This is a genomic window from Rhodococcus sp. NPDC056960, assembly GCF_042674125.1.
Classification (GTDB): domain Bacteria; phylum Actinomycetota; class Actinomycetes; order Mycobacteriales; family Mycobacteriaceae; genus Rhodococcus_F.
Genome location: NZ_JBHURF010000024.1, coordinates 108297 through 124764 on the forward strand (window position 1 = coordinate 108297; position 16468 = coordinate 124764).

Below are 16468 nucleotides of genomic sequence, written 5' to 3' on the forward strand. Positions count from 1 at the left end.
ATGGCACCGAGATTCTTCCCGGTCGGCCGTGACTTCTACATCACCAGCGGATTCGGCTATCGCACCTTCGACAACGCAATGCACTGGGGCACCGACTTCGGTCGCAACGGCGGGTCCGGCGGGCAGCCGATCTACGCAGCGCAGGGCGGCACCGTCACCGCTGCGGGCCCGGCGACCGGCTTCGGGCAGTGGATCAACGTCGACCACCCGACCGAGGACGGCAGTGGGCTCACGGTCTACGGCCACGTGATCCCCGTGGTGAGCGTCGGCCAACGCGTCGCGGCCGGCCAGCGCATCGGCCGGATCAACCCCGACAGCAACACCAACGGCGGCGTTGCCCCGCACCTGCATTTCGAGGTGCACCGCTACGTGTGGTCCCCGCCCGGCCCGAACCGGCTCGACCCCGGGCCATGGCTGTCGGGTGCCACCTACCCCGGAACCGCACCCCAACCTGCACCAGGAGGTAACACTGTGGGACAGCTACAGGCTGACGTCACCATGCTCTCGCCTAACGACTCGGGACCGCGTAACCCGGCGAGTTGCTCGCTGGCGATCGTCCACACGGACGAGGGCGACCCCAATGGGGAGATCGAGGATCTCCTCGGCTGGCTCGTGCAGCCGCGGGCGCAGGCGTCGTACACCATCGTCGTCGGTCGCGACGGTCGTATCGGCCGATCCAACGACGACAACTACATTCCTTGGGCGGCAGGCTCTCCCGCCAATGAGCGTGGCCTGCACCTGTGCTTCAAGGGCCGCGCTTCGCAGTCCCGCGCCGAGTGGCTCGCGCAGGATCGTCAGCTCGACGCCGGCGCGCGCGTGCTGCGCGACTGGCGCGATCGCTACGGCATCCCGCTCGTGAAGCTCACCGGCGCCCAGATGCGCGTCGGGCAGAAAGGTGTGGGCGGCCACGCCGACACCGTCGATGCCTGGCACTCCACCGACCACACCGACCCCGGCCCCGGATTCCCGTGGGACGTCTTGCTCGCCAAGGCAGCCGGAACCACCACTCCCGAGGAGGGATTTCTCATGGCACTGTCCAACGAGCAGCAGCAGCGCATCTTCACCGAACTGACGCAGAAGCTGCCGTCGCGGTCAAAGTACCGCACCAATGACGCACCCGTCGACACACTCGCCGGAATGGTCCTCAACATCGACGCCCGGATCCACGAGGAGTCGACCGAGCGTGACGCGCTCAACGGCGTGAAGGCTGCGATCGACCTCGTCCGCCGCGAGGCGAACAGGGGAGACGCTGGCGCGAAGGCAGTTCTCGCTCGCATCGAAGGCGGTAAGTGATCATGGCTGAGTTTCCGAGGAATATCCCTGTCAACGTGGAGGCGACCGTCGAACTCCGCAGCCTGGACTCGCGGGCATTCTGGTTGGACGCGCTCGACCGGGCGGGCAGGTCCTTCCTGCAGAACTTGCTCGTGTTCTTCGGCGCCGGCGTCACGATCGTTTCGGTGTCGTGGACCACGCTGCTCGGCGCCGCGGCCCTCGCCGCGCTGGTGTCGCTGATCCTTGCGGTTTCGACGGCGACCGCGGTCACGTCGGGCAACTTCCTCGTCGACCTCGCTGACCGGGCCGTGCGCACCGGCGCCGGATCCCTGGCCGCAGCGATCCCCGTCACCGGCAGCATCACCGACATCGACTGGCCCAGCTCGCTCACGATCGCCGGCACCACGGTCCTGCTGTCTGTCGTGACGTCCCTGCTCACCGAGAACCGCGGCCCAGCCAAGGGCCTGCCGACACTGGCGCCCGTAGACGGCGAAATCATCGAGGTCACTGACACCGAACTCGACGGCTGATGTCGATACTCACGCCCGCCGCGTGGGAGGGAGTCAGCACGGTGACCGTGGTCATCGTGCTGTTCCTCCTCCTGGGCGTGTCCCTGGTGCGCGGGTGGATCGTCTTCGGCCCGGCGCACCGCGAGATTGTGCGGGCGAAGGACGAAACGATCGCCGACCTCCGCGGCGGCCGCGCCGAGGACAAGTCGGTAATGGCAACGCTGGCCGCGACGAACGCCGAGCTGGCTGTCACCGGTGAACTGTCCGCGCACGTTGTCCAGGCGATCCGTGAGGCGACCGGGCAACGGGCAGAAGCCGCGGGGAACGCGGGGCCGACATGAGGTGGCCGTGGTCGAGGGACGTCGCCGCCGCCCAGGCCGAGGCGCGGGCCGCCGTCGAAGAGCACGCCTACGCCATGAAGCGCCGCATCGAGACCGAGCGCAAGAGCACGACCGAATCACGAGTAGCGAAGGTGGTGCGAGCAGAGTTGGAACGCAACGGATACACCGATCTGCTGCAGCAGGCGATGGGCGGCGGCCGGTGACGAACGCCGCGGATTGGGCGCTGCTGATTCTGGCCGTGCTGGTCACCTGTTTCAGCCTCACCTACACGTTCCGGTCACCGTGGTGGCGGAACCGGATCGGGAAGATCTACCTCGTCAAGTCCGCGATCCTCGCCCTGGTCCTGTTGCAGAACTCGCTGTCGGTGTGGGTGTCGACGGAATACACCGGGCGACAACTATTCCGGGTCCTCGTCTACACACTCGGGATCGTCTCGTACGTCGTCATGGAGTGGGCGCTGATCCGGGAGCAGAACGAGGACCGCCGCCGTAAGCGCGCCGAGCTTGAGAAGGCCGCGGCCGAAGCTGAGGCCGAGCCCGACCCTGAGGCAGTCGGAGGGGAGTAGCTGTGGAACACCTGCCCCGCCGTGTCCCCGCCGGGAATGTCGACCTCCTCGACTATCTGGTTCCGATCCTGCAGGAGTTCGTCGGCGACGTGCCGATCCTCGGCGATCTGATCGAGATACTGTCCGGTGTCGAGGACGGCACCGTCGACGACGTCGGCTCTTGGGTGAACAACCTGGTCGCGAACCTCACCGGTCTGGGGAAGAACACCAACCGGATCTTGATGGAGCTGCAGGCCAAGCTCGCCGACGGTGCCAAGTTTACCGACACCTTCGACCGGGCCGACAACACGAGCGTCCTCGGCAACGGGTGGGTGCAGGGCGGCGCCGGCGAGGCACTGGGCATCATCGGCAATGCCGCTCGCATCGACAACAGCAACCCGCTGTTCGCGACGGCGGGCCGCCGCTACGCGATCTGCCCACAGGCAGCGGACAGCGACAACATGACCGTCGCCGCGGGGGTGAACAACGCCGGCGTCGCGGTCGGGGCGATGACATCCCTGTTCATCCGCGCCAACGCCTCGCTCACCGAGTTCGTGTACGCGAACGTGTACGGCAAGTCGGTGTATCTGGGGCGCGGCACCCGATCCGGGACGACGTGGACATTCACCGACTGGACGTCGAAGACAACCGGGGTCACCATCCCCGAGGGCGCGCTGCTCGAGCTGCAGGCCAATGGGAGCAACTACCTCCTCACCTGCAACGGTCAGACGTTGCTCAGCCACCCCGACTCATCTGGGTACCCCGTTGACGCCTCCCACCGAACCGTCGGCTTCGCATCGGAGACTCGGCAGGTCGGATTGCTCAAGCAATTCTCCTGGGGCCTGGTGGCTTTCACCCTCCGCAGTGCCATCACTCTCACTGCGCTCGATACGACCAAGGCGGCTGCAGATAGCGCTGTGGTCGCCGCGGCCGAAGCCACCGAGTCCTCGGTCGGCGTGGCGAACGCCCTCGCGGAGTACACATCCTCCGACGAGGGTGCGGGCAACGCGGGGCAGTCCTTCTTCGCGACCTTCCCCGGTCCGAGCATCTCGTCCGACTGGTCGCTGACCACGGCCGGCGCACTGGCCATTTCGAACCAGGTGCTCAACGTAGCCGCGTCGGCGGCCGAGTTGGTTTTTCACTCGATGCGGTACAACGTGGCCGGTACCGACACCGACGACATGTCGGTCAAGTGCGTCGTCGCCGACACCGGTAGCGCGTTCTCGCTCGGTTGCCCGACCGTGCTGTATGGCCGACTGGCCAGCGGCGGTGGCTCGTTCGTGTACTGCAAGATCTACAAGGACCGGATCACGATCGGCAAAGGCGGCGGGGCGTACGGTTCGTTCGACGCGCCGTGGGCTTCCACCTCCTCGGTCACTCTCAAGGCCGGGTACACCGTCGATTTCCGGATGCTCGGAAATGTGTACTCGGTGCGGGTCAACGGTGTCCAGGTGCTCACCTACACCGACGGCGGGAACACCGCGTCGGTCGGCTCGTCGAACCGCTTCGGCGGCATGGGCTTCTCGAAGGACGACATCCCGTTCGGATACATCAAGGGCCCTGGCGTCACCGCGTGGGCCATGAACGACATCCAGCCGCAGCAGTACAACGGCACCGGCTGGGGTCTGTACCGAGCGAACACCAGTGCGGTGAACCTTACGGCCACCGTGGGCAACGACTACCAGTTCGCCGGGATATTCGACAACACCCGCTGGTCACAAGGTGTCACCGTAGCGGACCAGGCGGACGGCGAGGTCATCATCCTTAAGTCGGGCCCGTACTCGATCACGGTCGGCTACGAGACTCCCGCCTTCACCGAAGACGAGAACGTCAAGCACGGTGCCCTGTTGTGGAAGTCGGTCGGCCTCGCGGGCTACAACGTCATCCGGCGCGGCGACCAGGCAGAAGACACCAGGCAGCACTCCGAGACGTTCAACGTCTACCTGGATGAGGGCGACATCGTGCGGGGAGGCTTCTACTGCTCCAGCACCGCGCGCGACGCGGTGAGCGGAGACACCTTCGGGACCAAGACCTACTTCGACGGCGCATTGCAGGCCAATCCCGTAGGCCGCAAGGGCGACAAGGGAGACAAGGGAGACGATTCGACAGTCGCTGGACCTCAGGGAATCCCCGGTCCAGGGCTTGACCTCGCCGGCACGGTGGCAACGTACGGGGCACTGCCCACTCTCACCAGTGGTGACGTCGGCAAGCAGTACCTCGTGTCGGGTGAGGACCGCGCCTACCTGTGGTTGGGGAGCGCGTGGCACGCCACCGCCGGCAACGGCATCAACCTCCGCGGCCCGCAAGGAAACCCGGGGACGAACGGAACCAACGTGACGATCAATCGGGTGACCTCGCTGCCCTCATCCGGCCAGGTGACCGGGCAGATCTACTGGATTCCGGTGTAGCCCATGAGCGGACATGTGTGGAACGGCAGTGCATGGGAGCGGGTCAAGACCATGCATGTGTGGAACGGAACCGCGTGGGAGCAGATCAAGGAGACGTGGCGGTGGACCGGATCGGGCTGGGAACTGCTCTACGCCCGGCCGGTCGCCATCGTCGACGACTTCAACCGGGCCAACTCGTCGTCGCTGGGATCGCTGTGGAACAAGGTCGGAACCAACACTGGTATCAGTTCAAACACGTTGGCGTTCACCGGGAGCAGTGATGGCTCGGGCGGAGCAGTCACGGTCGGACAGATCAACAATGACGACGGGTATGCCGAGGTCGTGATGGGTACCATGGGCTCGTCGACCAACACATCGGACACATCCCTGTTCGTCCGGTGCAACTCCGCAGGCACATCCGCTCTGTCCTTGAATATCTTCAACAACAAGATCTACCTGTCGAAGTTCTCACACGCGTCAGGGCTGGCGGCTGGCAACAATGGCCAAGGGATGACCGACATCGCCTCGAACACGAGTGCCACAATTGGCACGGGCGATACCGTCCGGCTGGAATTCGTGGGTGACAACTACACGGTCAAGAGGAATGGGACGACCATCCTCACCGCATCCGACTCGTCGGTGTCGCGGGGACCAGGTCAGCGGTACGGCGCCCTTCGATTGGAACGCAACCCATTCGCCAACTCAGCCGCGATCAACTCGTACAAGCTCGCCGACATCGGCGCTTGATGGACGAAACAAGGAGGCAGATTTGACCAACATCGTTAAGCAACTTTCCGCAGGTGGGACCCTCCCGACTGGTTGGACTGGAAACTGGCTGGCAGTTTGGGGGATCCCGTTCAGGCCGTTGTGCATCAAGAACGGCCAGATCCGTCTGATGACTGAGACCATTTGGGACGAGGACGGCGGATCCGGACAGGCCATGGCGGACAGAGTGGCGAAGAGTTCGCTTCTGCTCCCGACCAGGATCCTCCGCACTGACGGCGGGTTCGACATGTCGGATGACCTCAATCAGGACAATTGGGTGTTCCTACCTTCCGACGACGAGTACCTGTACTTCTGGTACAAGGGCGACCACCTGTACTTCATGGATGCAGATCAGACAGCCAACACAGATTACGATTCGGAGCGAATCGTCGGCGGGGTGTTCCACCCCGAGACGCCGCTTCCCGACGGCGACATCAACCACGTCTAGTCGCCCTTTGCTGAAACCCTCGCCCATCCTGGGCGGGGGTTTCGTCGTTCAGAGGCGTACGTAAGGATTCGGTGTCCTCGGCGCAGACGCCGCCGAGATCGAAGGCGCTCCCGCGTTCACCCTCGAATTCGAGTCGGCGACCCCCTCGGGCGTACTCCGGATTACCACCGACGACACGCGGATCCATTTCTCTCCGTCCGAGTGGGCGTCGGTTCACGAAGACATCTCTGATGAACAGGTTGGCGAGGTCGTCGTCCTGGGCTGATCACCCAGAGTCGCCTGACAGCGAAGATGCCCCCACCCTCAGCCAGAGGGTGGGGGCACTTCTTCGTTGTCGCAGCCTCCGGGGCGCGCCAGACGAAGCCTGACGCGTCCCGCCAGCTCCCAGTTGTGCCGGCGGGACGCGGTGCGTCGGCTCCAACGGTGGTACGCGAGCCGACGCCGGAAGACACAACACCATTTGACGTCTGGGCAGGCAAGAGTTTCGCTCGACAAACCGGTCACGAGAATCTCACACGCAGAAATTCGGCAGATTCGATGACAGAAGCGCCCCCACCTGATATGCGATGGGGGCGGGCGCTTTGTTCGTTCACGCCTATCCGGTCATTTCAGTAGCTGATCAAGAATGGCCTGGTACTGCGGGATGAGGACCGGGTCGGTGGGGTCACTCCCATCCTTATTGAACCGGAGGAAGATCACCCCGTTCCGATACCCCAAAGGGAAGAGGCTTGCCAACTTCGCTGCCTTCTGTGGATCCGCGAATTGGTAGACCGAGAACTCATCGGTTGTGACCAGTTGGACGCACCCCATGTCCACGCACGACACCGTGTTAACCCGAGGGTCGGAGGCTGGTAGTCCCGCCTTGCGGACAGCGTCAACGACAGCCTGCGCCGTCAACGCATCTGGCGCTGTCTGCGGAACGTCGAGCGGGCATGCCCTCCTATCGTCCAGTGGCTCAAACTCGTATTGCCCGACAGACAGTCCGGTTCGCGCCGCACCCAGCGAGTCGAGCGCGAACTTCCCGTTCGCCTGCCGCGCCCCACCTGTGGCCTGCATTCCCTCGCCGCAGTCAATGAAGACGTGCCACCCGCCACCCTTCTTCGTGGTGGTGTACATCCTCCGCACCTCAAGGAACGCCGACTCGAGTTGCGCGTCCGTGTAGGTGCCGTTCACATTGATCGTGAGGTATCCCTCGCGGTCGACGCGGAGCCAGAAATCCCGCATCACGTTGTCGGCCGGAGGGGTGTAGGTGGACGACGTTGGGGCCGCCGCCGACGACGCCACGTCTGTGGTCGGCTCGCGCGAGGTGGACACCGTCGAATCCTTCTCGTTCGATCCGAAGATTCCGAATCCGATCAGAATGGCAGCCGTGGTGGCTATGACTCCAACCGCAATCAGGTTGTTCCGCTTCCGGGCCTTCGGGTCGATCGGCGGCGGCGGGGATTTCGGGCCTTCCTGGATGGCGTTCGGCTTGGTTGCCGAGGTCCACTGGCGGCCATCCCACCAGCGAAGCTGGGGTCTCCCCTCCGGGTCGGGATGCCAGCCTGGCGGGGGAGTTGGTGTCGTCACGTGCGCATCTAATCAGACGAACTGGACATGCGGTATAGGTCGTTCGAATGGATCTGCGGGAAGAGCTCATGTTCGGTGTTGTGGGTGGCAGTGGAATCCCTAGTCACTCAACCCTTCGACGTGGATGTGTGGCAGGATCTTCGGCCGGGGTGTGCGTCCAAACTCTTTGCGACCGGAGAATTAGAGGAGAATCGCGCGTGCGTAAAGCGGTACTTGAGTATATTGATTACACCGAAAATGAGATTGCGGAATTTGCCACTGAAGCAATCGTTGTTGTGGATACCAATGTCTTGCTTGACCTTTATCGGGTAAGCGCAGATCAACGTGAGCAGATCTGCGGAGCGCTCGAACTTATCGGAGACCGGTTGTGGTTGCCATATCAGGTCGCGCTCGAATTCCACAGCAACAGGCTCGATGTCGTTGCTGCTGAACTCGCGAAATACCAAAAAGCAGCGCAAGGGTTCACGGAGTCCCTTCGTAAGGGAAACGGAATCGACGATTTCCGTGACCCCGAAATTAAGGAATCCATTCAAAAAGCGCTTTTGTCTGCCGAAAAGAAATTTCTTCGTGATTTTGCGAAACTCCGTGCGGAGCATGTGATCGACTGGGAAGTCGCCCGTTCGGATGACCCGGTTCTTAACCGGCTTGATAGCGTCTATTCTAATCCTAAACAGATTGCCGACAAGCCTGATTCCGGTGATACCGAAAAGCGAAAGGCTGAGGCGCTAAGGCGATTTAAAGCAGTTCCGCCAGTTCCTCCGGGTTACGAGGATTTCGGAAAAAAGGATGATCCGACCGGAGACTATCTTATCTGGGCTGAGATGATCGAGCACGCGAAAAAGGCGAAGCGGCCGCTGCTGTTTGTTACACGTGACACGAAGCCTGACTGGTTTCTTAGAATCGCAAAACAGCACACGATCGGCCCGCGTCCAGAACTTCGTGCTGAGTTTCTAAAATGCGCTGAACAAAGGTATCATCAGACTACGCTGAAGAGCTTTCTGTGGCTTGCAAACAAGCACCTTAATGCGAAGGTGTCCGAATCAACGCTTGACGTTGTGGCAGAAGAAGTCCGTTCATCCCCGCCCTTCATCACGATCGCAAATTTCCCAAGCGCTGATGTCGGGCTAGCCGACAGCAGGTGGCAGGATGTGCTTAGAGCTGCTACCCATGTCAATGACGATCGGTGGCGAAACATAATGCAGGCAGCGAGTGGCATGAACGATCCTAAGCTGCAGGAAATGTTCCGGGCCGCGGCTGGCTTTGATAGCGATCACTGGAAGGCTATCGCCGAGGCTGCCTCACCATTTAGCGATGACCAGTGGCAGCGTGTCATGCGCGCGGCAAGCGGATTCGACAACCTTCCGGGACGCCCAACCACGACCCCTCTGGCATCGGATTGGGATAACTCCGATGAGGACGATCGTGGTGAGGCTGAGGACTCGTCTTCGAGCGAGTGAGTTGCCGGGTAGGGGTCCATTGCGAGGTTGCCGCCTAAAGCCCCGGCCCGGCTTCCCTCCGCGCCGGGGCTCGCACAGGCTATCAACTATCGAACGTATGCCCCCTGGGCTCACGCCGTACTTCCGGGCCCAGAGAGGCGATCTGCGTCGCGGACGGCCGCCACATAGCCTTCTGGCATCACCACCAACTCCTGGGCTGGTGAAAGATTAGGGATAGTCGGCCTGAATCGCAGCGACGAGCGCTTCGAAACTATTTTGAGCAAAGTCGGTGAAATCAATGGCGAGCTGGAGGATTGGATACTCCTTCCCGTCCAGCATAAATTCAGTAGTATTTGCTGGTACCCATGAATGACTCCCAAAACTCCGGTGTATCAAGTTGTGGCGTGCGTCTTCCAGTACCGCTAATCTCGAATCGGTCAGGACTTGCTGAAGCCAGGCTGCCTGATGCTTCCGCAGCACAACCGGATCTCTTGGATGCCCCGTCCGTGTTTGGAGATTGCGGAGATCGGATTCCTGACCTGGCTTTACCGGCTTTCCACCGTTGCCCGAGTCCCTTAGTCGATAAGCCGCAGCGGCACAAAGATCCAAACAGGTCATCACCGTTTGTGAGGCATAATTGATGGGCGCGAGGTTGAGGATGTCGAATTGCTCATTAGCGAGTCGCGTCTGCATCTCACCATGACCATTGGGTTCGTTTGACCACCTTGCCATCCCCACGGCGATTCGAGCGAAACCGATCTGCATTGCCGCTGACGATACGAGCGGGCTTGCTTTTTCGAGCTCAGCACCCCTGCGTTTGCAACACTGGGACACCTTGCATGCCAACTCTAAATTTGTTGTGTCAGCACTCACTGTGTCATGCCCTCCTCGTAGAGTGGCAACGCTCAATGTCGAACTTGTTCGCTAGCGACATCCCGCCGGCCGATACTGCTGTTTCGACTGCAGTCTATTCCGATCGTAGCCCGGGGCTAGTGAGGACAGGGAGGCGGCGGCGATATGCCGGCATCACGTGAGCGCCTCTCAGCGAACTGGGTTGGGTCCTCCGAGCTGGCGGGGCGCAGTAATCCACTGCACTGGGGGGCGAAGTGAAGTGCATAATCCAGAGGGCCAGCTCAAGGACACCCAGATAACACCGGCCCCGCGACGGCTCTCGCCAAGAACAGATATGTCGCCTACATAAAGACGCCGCGTGAACAGCTCAGGGGAACGTGTGTGCGAAACTTTCGTCACGAAGTCCGTCGAGTCAGCGCCGCGTCGTTGTCCCAACAGGCACCCGCTTGGGCCGACCGCCTGCCTTGTGGCTGGGAGGTGTGCGCCTGCATCAGTTCGATTAAGGGTGGTCACCGAATGCACTACTGCCGCGAGTGTCGAGAGGCCGGTAAGGACGCCGCCGTGTGCTGGCGCCAGGCCGCAGAATGACCGCTGGGCGAAGTAGGGCCTGGAGCGTGGCTCTCCACTTACTCTCCACTTTGGTTGACACAAGCGGGAACAGATGGGAACAACAGTTCGATCGGAAGTCGCCACTTTCCGTGAAATAAGCTGGTCATCGACCTCGTTGACTTATTCCCACTTGTGTCATATGTGCCCCCGGCAGGATTCGAACCTGCGACCAAGAGATTAGAAGGCTCTTGCTCTATCCCCTGAGCTACGGAGGCGCGCCGCAAATATTACCTGCCGCCCGGAGTGCGCCGACCGGGGCTGTGGTCTGCCCGCGTCAGGACCCGACGGCCGCGGCGGCGAGCAGCAGTCCCGCCAGAACGACCTCGACTACGAAATAGAACCACACGGGGTAGAAGCGCGGCGGCCGGTCGGCGACGGCCGACACGATCCTGCCGAAGGCCATTCCCAGCAGGGCGACGGCCACCGTCAGCGCCGCGACGGACCGGATGCCGTAGGCGTCGAAGGCCGCGAAGAAGAGCAGGCCCGCCGTCGCGACCCCGAACCCGCCGTAGACGGCGCGCACCTCGGCGCGCGCCGTCGCCGAATCCGCGGCGAGACAGAACGGGGCGACCAGCAGGCCGGGCGCGGCGAGACCGTACACGCCCATCCCCGCGAAGAACAGTGCCACGACGATGATCAGAAACTCCGCCATCTCAGCCTCTCGTTCCCTCGGGACACGTCCCCGTCGACGGTAGCCGGAACGTGCGACCGACCCTCGCGTCTCCGACGGCCTGTCGTAGGTCCTACCCTTGATGTATGGCTACACCCCAGCTCGCGGCGTCCGACCCGGATTCGAAACCCCCGAATCGCGCCGATTCGACCGCCCTGTTCGTCGTCGGCGGTGTCCTCGCCGGTCTGGTTGCGGCAATCGTCGTCGGACTTTCCGCTGCTCAGGCGCTCGTGCTGCTGGGAATTCCGGATCCGGGTCCGATCACCACGTACGGACTGCCCGCCATGCGGGCCGTCTCGGAGGTCGCCGCCGTCGTCACCATCGGATCGTTGCTGCTCGCGGCGTTCCTCGTGCCGCCGCAGAAGTCCGGGGTTCTGGACGTGGACGGTTACCGCGCGGTGCGGACGGCGTCGTACGCCGCCATCGTGTGGGCCGCGACGGCCCTTCTCCTGGTCCCGCTGACGCTGTCGGACACGTCGGGGCAACCCTTCGCCGAGGCGGTCAAGCCGGCCAACATCTTCAACTCGATCGATCAGGTCGAACTGGCCGGAGCCTGGCGCTGGACCGCGATCATCGCCATCGTCCTCGCGATCGCCGCCCGTCTGGTGCTGCGCTGGTGGTGGACGCCGATCCTCCTGGTCGTCGGCATCCTCGGTTTGATGCCGCTCGCGTTGACCGGCCATTCGTCCTCGGGTGGTTCGCACGACATGGCGACCAACAGCCTGATCCTGCACCTCGTCGCGGCCTCGCTGTGGGCCGGCGGACTGTTCGCTCTCCTCGCCCATGCGCGGCGCCGAGGCGCCTACACCGATGTCGCGGCGCGGAGGTTCTCCACGATCGCGACCATCTGCTTCGCGGTCATGGCCGTCAGCGGTGTGGTGAACGCACTCGTTCGTGTCCCGATCGACGACCTCTTCGACACGACGTACGGGCGGCTGGTGGTCGCGAAGACCGTGGCCCTGGTGATCCTGGGCGTCTTCGGCTGGGCGCAGCGTCGACGCGCGCTGCCCGCGTTGCGGAAGGACGCGACGAGTCGTGGCAACCTGATCCGATTCGCCGGCGCGGAAGCCATGGTCTTCGCCGCGACGATCGGTCTCGCCGTCGGACTGGGCCGCACGCCGCCGCCCGCTCCGACCGCCGCACCCACCCTCACGGAGGTGGAACTCGGCTACAACCTGGCCGGACCGCCGACGTTCGCACGGTTGATGCTGGACTGGCGTTTCGACCTCCTCTACGGCACCGCTGCGATCGTGCTGGCCGTCGTGTACGCGCTCGGCCTGCGCAAACTCCGACGCCGCGGTGACGGCTGGCCGGTCGGCCGGACCGTCGCCTGGATGTGCGGATGCGTGGTGCTGCTGATCGCGACGTCCTCGGGTGTCGGCCGCTACTCGCCGGCCGTGTTCAGCGTGCACATGGGCGCTCACATGGCGCTGTCGATGCTCACGCCGGTTCTCCTGGTACTGGGTGCCCCGATCACACTCGCCCTGCGTGCGCTCGACCCCGCGGGCAGAAACGGCGTGCCGGGATTACGGGAATGGATCCTGACCGCGCTGCACAGCCCGTTCTCCCGGTTCATCACCCACCCGGTGGTCGCGGCGGTGCTGTTCGTGGGCGGCTTCTACGCCCTGTATCTCGGGGGGATCTTCGCGGCGACGGTCGATTCCCACTCCGCGCACGTCCTGATGAATCTGCACTTCCTGCTCAGCGGCTACCTGTTCTACTGGGTCGCGATCGGCATCGACCCGTCGCCGCGCAAGCTGCAACCGGTGACGAAGCTCGCAATGGTGTTCGGCTCCCTGCCGTTCCACGCCTTCTTCGGTGTCGCGCTGATGAGCATGGGCGCCGTGATGGGCGAGTGGTACTACCGATCGCTCGGACTCGGCTGGAACGCCGACCTGGTGGGAGACCAGCAGCTCGGCGGCAGCATCGCCTGGGCCACCGGTGAGATCCCGCTGGTTCTGGTGATGATGGCCCTGCTCATCCAGTGGTCCCGCAGCGACGGCCGCACGGCGCGGCGAGTCGACCGGGCCGCCGACCGCGACGACGACGCGGATCTGGCAGCGCACAACGCGATGTTCGCGGAGCTGGCGCGACGGGACCGTGAAGCGGGACGCTGACCCCTAGCACGACGCCCCGACAGGTTCGGGGCGGCCGCGACCGTTTCCGGGGTGTCATCCACAGCCCTCCAGTTTGTCCACAGATGTCGGATTCCGGCCGACGACGGCGCGCGTGGACGGCACGCTGTGAGTGACGGCACCGCGCCGCACTCACAGGGGGTAGAGCGACATGTACGAAACACACGGCACCGTGGTCGGAACGGTGATCACCAGCCCGGTCACCCGGTCGAATGCCGCCGGCGACGAGTTCCTCAGCTTCCGGATGGCGAGCACCGTCCGGCGCCGCGACCATACGACGGGGGAGTGGCGCGACGGGAGCACGCTCTACCTGACGGTGACCTGCCGGCGCAGGCTCATGGCCGGCGTCGCCGGGGCGATCGCGAAGGGGGATCCCGTCCTCGTGACCGGTGACCTGCGCACCACCGAATACACCACGCGGGACGGCATCGCCCGCTCCGACCTGGAGTTGAGCGCGACGGCGATCGGACCGGATCTGGCCCGGTGCACGGTCGTCCTCGAGCGCACACCGAGAGGCGCGGACGTCGGCGCGGAGGAAGCCACGGGGTCGCCGATGACGGAAGAGGTCGCCACCCGGTCCCTCGTCGCGTAACGCGCCGGCGGGCACCGGCGCCGACCTCGCGATCCCGGCGCCGGTGCCCGCGGATTCGTCCTCCACGCCCCTCGGCACGTCCCCGACCCTCCGCGATGTGGGTTCATCGCGCTCCACCATTAGGCTGGCCCCATGGCTGAGTTCATTTACACGATGAAGAAGGTGCGCAAGGCGCACGGTGACAAGGTCATCCTCGATGACGTCACGATGAGCTTCTACCCCGGCGCCAAGATCGGTGTGGTCGGCCCGAACGGCGCGGGTAAATCCAGCATCCTCAAGATCATGGCGGGGCTGGATCAGCCGGGCAACGGTGAAGCGTTCATCGCTCCCGGTGCCACCGTCGGGATCCTCATGCAGGAACCGCACCTCGACGAGACCAAGACCGTTCGCGAGAACGTCGAAGAGGGCATGGGTGAAACCATGGTTCAGCTCAAGCGGTACAACGAGATCGCCGAGCTGATGGCCACCGACTACTCCGACGAGCTGATGGAGGAGATGGGCGAGCTCCAGGAGAAGCTCGACCACGCCGACGCGTGGGAGATCGACTCCCAGCTCGAGCAGGCGATGGACGCACTGCGCTGTCCGCCGCCGGAGGACATGGTCACCCACCTCTCCGGTGGTGAGAAGCGCCGAGTCGCCCTCTGCAAACTCCTGCTCAGCAAGCCCGACCTGCTGCTGCTCGACGAACCGACCAACCACCTCGACGCGGAGAGCGTCCTGTGGCTGGAGCAGCACCTCGCCGCCTACCCCGGGGCCATCCTGGCCGTCACGCACGACCGGTACTTCCTCGACCACGTCGCGCAGTGGATCTGTGAGGTCGACCGCGGTCGCCTGTACCCGTACGAGGGCAACTACTCCACGTACCTGGAGCAGAAGGCCGCGCGACTCGAGGTCCAGGGCAAGAAGGACCAGAAGCTGCAGAAGCGCCTCAAGGAGGAGCTGGCCTGGGTTCGCTCGGGTGCGAAGGCCCGTCAGGCCAAGAACAAGGCCCGCCTCGACCGCTACGAGGAAATGGCCAACGAGGCCGAGAAGACCCGCAAGCTCGACTTCGACGAGATCCAGATTCCGGCACCGCCGCGCCTCGGCGACGTCGTCGTCGAGGTGTCGAACCTCGACAAGGGCTTCGACGGCCGGGTTCTGATCAAGGACCTGTCGTTCACGCTGCCGCGAAACGGCATCGTCGGTGTGATCGGCCCCAACGGTGTCGGTAAGACGACGCTGTTCAAGACCGTCGTCGGGCTCGAGGAGCCGGACGCGGGCGAGGTGAAGATCGGCCAGACGGTCAAGCTCAGCTACGTCGACCAGAACCGCACCGGCATCGACCCCGACAAGACGGTGTGGGAGGTCGTGTCCGACGGTCTCGATCACATCGTGGTCGGCCAGACGGAGATGCCGTCGCGCGCCTACATCAGCTCGTTCGGGTTCAAGGGCCACGACCAGCAGAAGCCGGCCGGCGTCCTGTCCGGTGGTGAGCGCAACCGCCTGAACCTCGCGATGACGCTCAAGCAGGGCGGCAACCTGATCCTGCTCGACGAACCGACCAACGACCTCGACGTCGAAACCCTCGGTTCGCTGGAGAACGCGCTCGAACAGTTCCCCGGCTGCGCCGTCGTGATCTCCCACGACCGCTGGTTCCTCGACCGCACCTGCACGCACATCCTCGCGTGGGAGGGTGGCTTCGGCGACAACGAAGCCGCCTGGTATTGGTACGAGGGCAACTTCGAGGGCTACGAGGCCAACAAGGTCGAGCGGCTCGGACCCGATGCGGCACGTCCGCACCGTGTGACGCACCGCAAGCTCACGAGGGACTGACCTGTGGGGCAGGAGGCTTTCACGTACGAGATCCAGGTGCGGTGGGGTGACTCCGACCGGCTGGGTCACGTCAACAACACTCGCTTCGTCGAGTACATGCAGGAAGCGCGTATCCATTTCCTGACCAGCGAGCTGCGCGCGAACGGTGAGCGGCCCGGTGCGATGGTGGTGCGCAAGATGGACGTCGAATTCCTGCGCCCCGTCACCGACGACTCGGGTCCGTTGCAGATCGACGTGTCGGTGCTGCACGTCGGTACGTCGTCGTACACGATCCGGCACGTCGTCACCAACCGTGACGGGGTCCACTGCGCGACGGGCGACGCGCTGCTGGTGGCGTTCGACGTGAAGACCGAATCCTCACGACCGCTGTCCGAGGCGGAGCGACGCGGGCTCGAGCGGTACCTCACGCCGGCAACCGCCGGCTGAACGATTCGGCACACGGGGTGCCCGAAGTTCACCCTCTGTTCCCATCGCCGCGGGCTAGTCTCGAGAGAGTTGCCCGCGGCGATCGGAACGAAGAGGAAGTG

The 16468-nt window shown here is 64.0% G+C and carries 16 protein-coding genes and 1 tRNA gene; 13 read left to right on the forward strand and 4 right to left on the reverse strand.

Annotated elements, in window-relative coordinates:
- The 8 genes from ACFTWF_RS32630 to ACFTWF_RS32665 all read left to right on the forward strand — a co-directional run bounded on the left by ACFTWF_RS32630 (nucleotide 1) and on the right by ACFTWF_RS32665 (nucleotide 6266).
- The gene (locus ACFTWF_RS32630) at nucleotides 1-1293 is read left to right on the forward strand and encodes a peptidoglycan DD-metalloendopeptidase family protein (RefSeq protein ID WP_378465227.1); all 1293 of its coding nucleotides are present in this window, start codon (nucleotides 1-3) and stop codon (nucleotides 1291-1293) included.
- 2 nt (nucleotides 1294-1295) lie between these two features.
- Nucleotides 1296-1802 carry a holin gene (locus ACFTWF_RS32635; RefSeq protein WP_378465228.1) on the forward strand — a complete coding sequence of 169 codons (507 nt, stop codon included), beginning with the start codon at nucleotides 1296-1298 and terminating at the stop codon, nucleotides 1800-1802.
- Between the two features lie 41 nt (nucleotides 1803-1843).
- A complete protein-coding gene (locus ACFTWF_RS32640; RefSeq protein WP_378465229.1) occupies nucleotides 1844-2122 on the forward strand; it encodes a hypothetical protein in 279 nt (92 codons plus the stop codon).
- The gene (locus ACFTWF_RS32645) at nucleotides 2119-2325 is read left to right on the forward strand and encodes a hypothetical protein (RefSeq protein WP_378465230.1); all 207 of its coding nucleotides are present in this window, start codon (nucleotides 2119-2121) and stop codon (nucleotides 2323-2325) included. Before ACFTWF_RS32640 ends, ACFTWF_RS32645 begins: the two co-directional genes overlap by 4 nt.
- On the forward strand, nucleotides 2322-2687 hold the full coding sequence (locus ACFTWF_RS32650) for a hypothetical protein (protein WP_378465231.1): 366 nt from the start codon (nucleotides 2322-2324) through the stop codon (nucleotides 2685-2687). Before ACFTWF_RS32645 ends, ACFTWF_RS32650 begins: the two co-directional genes overlap by 4 nt.
- A gap of 2 nt (nucleotides 2688-2689) precedes the next feature.
- Nucleotides 2690-5074 carry a hypothetical protein gene (locus ACFTWF_RS32655; RefSeq protein WP_378465232.1) on the forward strand — a complete coding sequence of 795 codons (2385 nt, stop codon included), beginning with the start codon at nucleotides 2690-2692 and terminating at the stop codon, nucleotides 5072-5074.
- 3 nt (nucleotides 5075-5077) lie between these two features.
- A complete protein-coding gene (locus tag ACFTWF_RS32660; RefSeq protein WP_378465233.1) occupies nucleotides 5078-5800 on the forward strand; it encodes a hypothetical protein in 723 nt (240 codons plus the stop codon).
- Between the two features lie 148 nt (nucleotides 5801-5948).
- On the forward strand, nucleotides 5949-6266 hold the full coding sequence (locus ACFTWF_RS32665; protein ID WP_378465234.1) for a hypothetical protein: 318 nt from the start codon (nucleotides 5949-5951) through the stop codon (nucleotides 6264-6266).
- 603 nt (nucleotides 6267-6869) lie between these two features.
- Here the strand turns inward: ACFTWF_RS32665 and ACFTWF_RS32670 are convergent.
- The gene (locus tag ACFTWF_RS32670; protein ID WP_378465235.1) at nucleotides 6870-7835 is read right to left on the reverse strand and encodes a DUF2510 domain-containing protein; all 966 of its coding nucleotides are present in this window, start codon (nucleotides 7833-7835) and stop codon (nucleotides 6870-6872) included.
- 197 nt (nucleotides 7836-8032) lie between these two features.
- On the opposite strand from ACFTWF_RS32670, the gene ACFTWF_RS32675 reads away from it, so the two are divergent.
- Nucleotides 8033-9292, forward strand: coding sequence for a PIN domain-containing protein (locus ACFTWF_RS32675; RefSeq protein WP_378465236.1), 1260 nt, complete (start codon nucleotides 8033-8035; stop codon nucleotides 9290-9292).
- 207 nt (nucleotides 9293-9499) lie between these two features.
- Here the strand turns inward: ACFTWF_RS32675 and ACFTWF_RS32680 are convergent, their stop codons facing one another.
- The 3 genes from ACFTWF_RS32680 to ACFTWF_RS32690 all read right to left on the reverse strand — a co-directional run bounded on the left by ACFTWF_RS32680 (nucleotide 9500) and on the right by ACFTWF_RS32690 (nucleotide 11384).
- Nucleotides 9500-10144, reverse strand: a complete 645-nt coding sequence (locus tag ACFTWF_RS32680) for a hypothetical protein (protein ID WP_378465237.1) — start codon at nucleotides 10142-10144, stop codon at nucleotides 9500-9502.
- Between the two features lie 730 nt (nucleotides 10145-10874).
- A tRNA-Arg gene (locus ACFTWF_RS32685) sits at nucleotides 10875-10947 on the reverse strand.
- Between the two features lie 59 nt (nucleotides 10948-11006).
- Complete coding sequence (locus ACFTWF_RS32690; RefSeq protein ID WP_378465238.1) at nucleotides 11007-11384, reverse strand: DUF4345 family protein; 378 nt, start codon at nucleotides 11382-11384, stop codon at nucleotides 11007-11009.
- A 104-nt stretch (nucleotides 11385-11488) separates the two neighbouring features.
- On the opposite strand from ACFTWF_RS32690, the gene ACFTWF_RS32695 reads away from it, so the two are divergent.
- From ACFTWF_RS32695 to ACFTWF_RS32710, 4 genes are all read left to right on the forward strand, one after another.
- A complete protein-coding gene (locus tag ACFTWF_RS32695) occupies nucleotides 11489-13519 on the forward strand; it encodes a cytochrome c oxidase assembly protein (RefSeq protein WP_378465239.1) in 2031 nt (676 codons plus the stop codon).
- A gap of 169 nt (nucleotides 13520-13688) precedes the next feature.
- Nucleotides 13689-14129 (forward strand): single-stranded DNA-binding protein, encoded by a 441-nt coding sequence (locus ACFTWF_RS32700; protein WP_378465240.1) that lies wholly within the window; start codon nucleotides 13689-13691, stop codon nucleotides 14127-14129.
- 132 nt (nucleotides 14130-14261) lie between these two features.
- Complete coding sequence (gene ettA, locus ACFTWF_RS32705; protein WP_072947065.1) at nucleotides 14262-15941, forward strand: energy-dependent translational throttle protein EttA; 1680 nt, start codon at nucleotides 14262-14264, stop codon at nucleotides 15939-15941.
- 3 nt (nucleotides 15942-15944) lie between these two features.
- Nucleotides 15945-16367: an acyl-CoA thioesterase gene (locus ACFTWF_RS32710; protein WP_378465241.1), complete on the forward strand. Its 423-nt coding sequence runs from the start codon at nucleotides 15945-15947 to the stop codon at nucleotides 16365-16367.
- The last annotated feature ends 101 nt before the right edge of the window (nucleotides 16368-16468 follow it).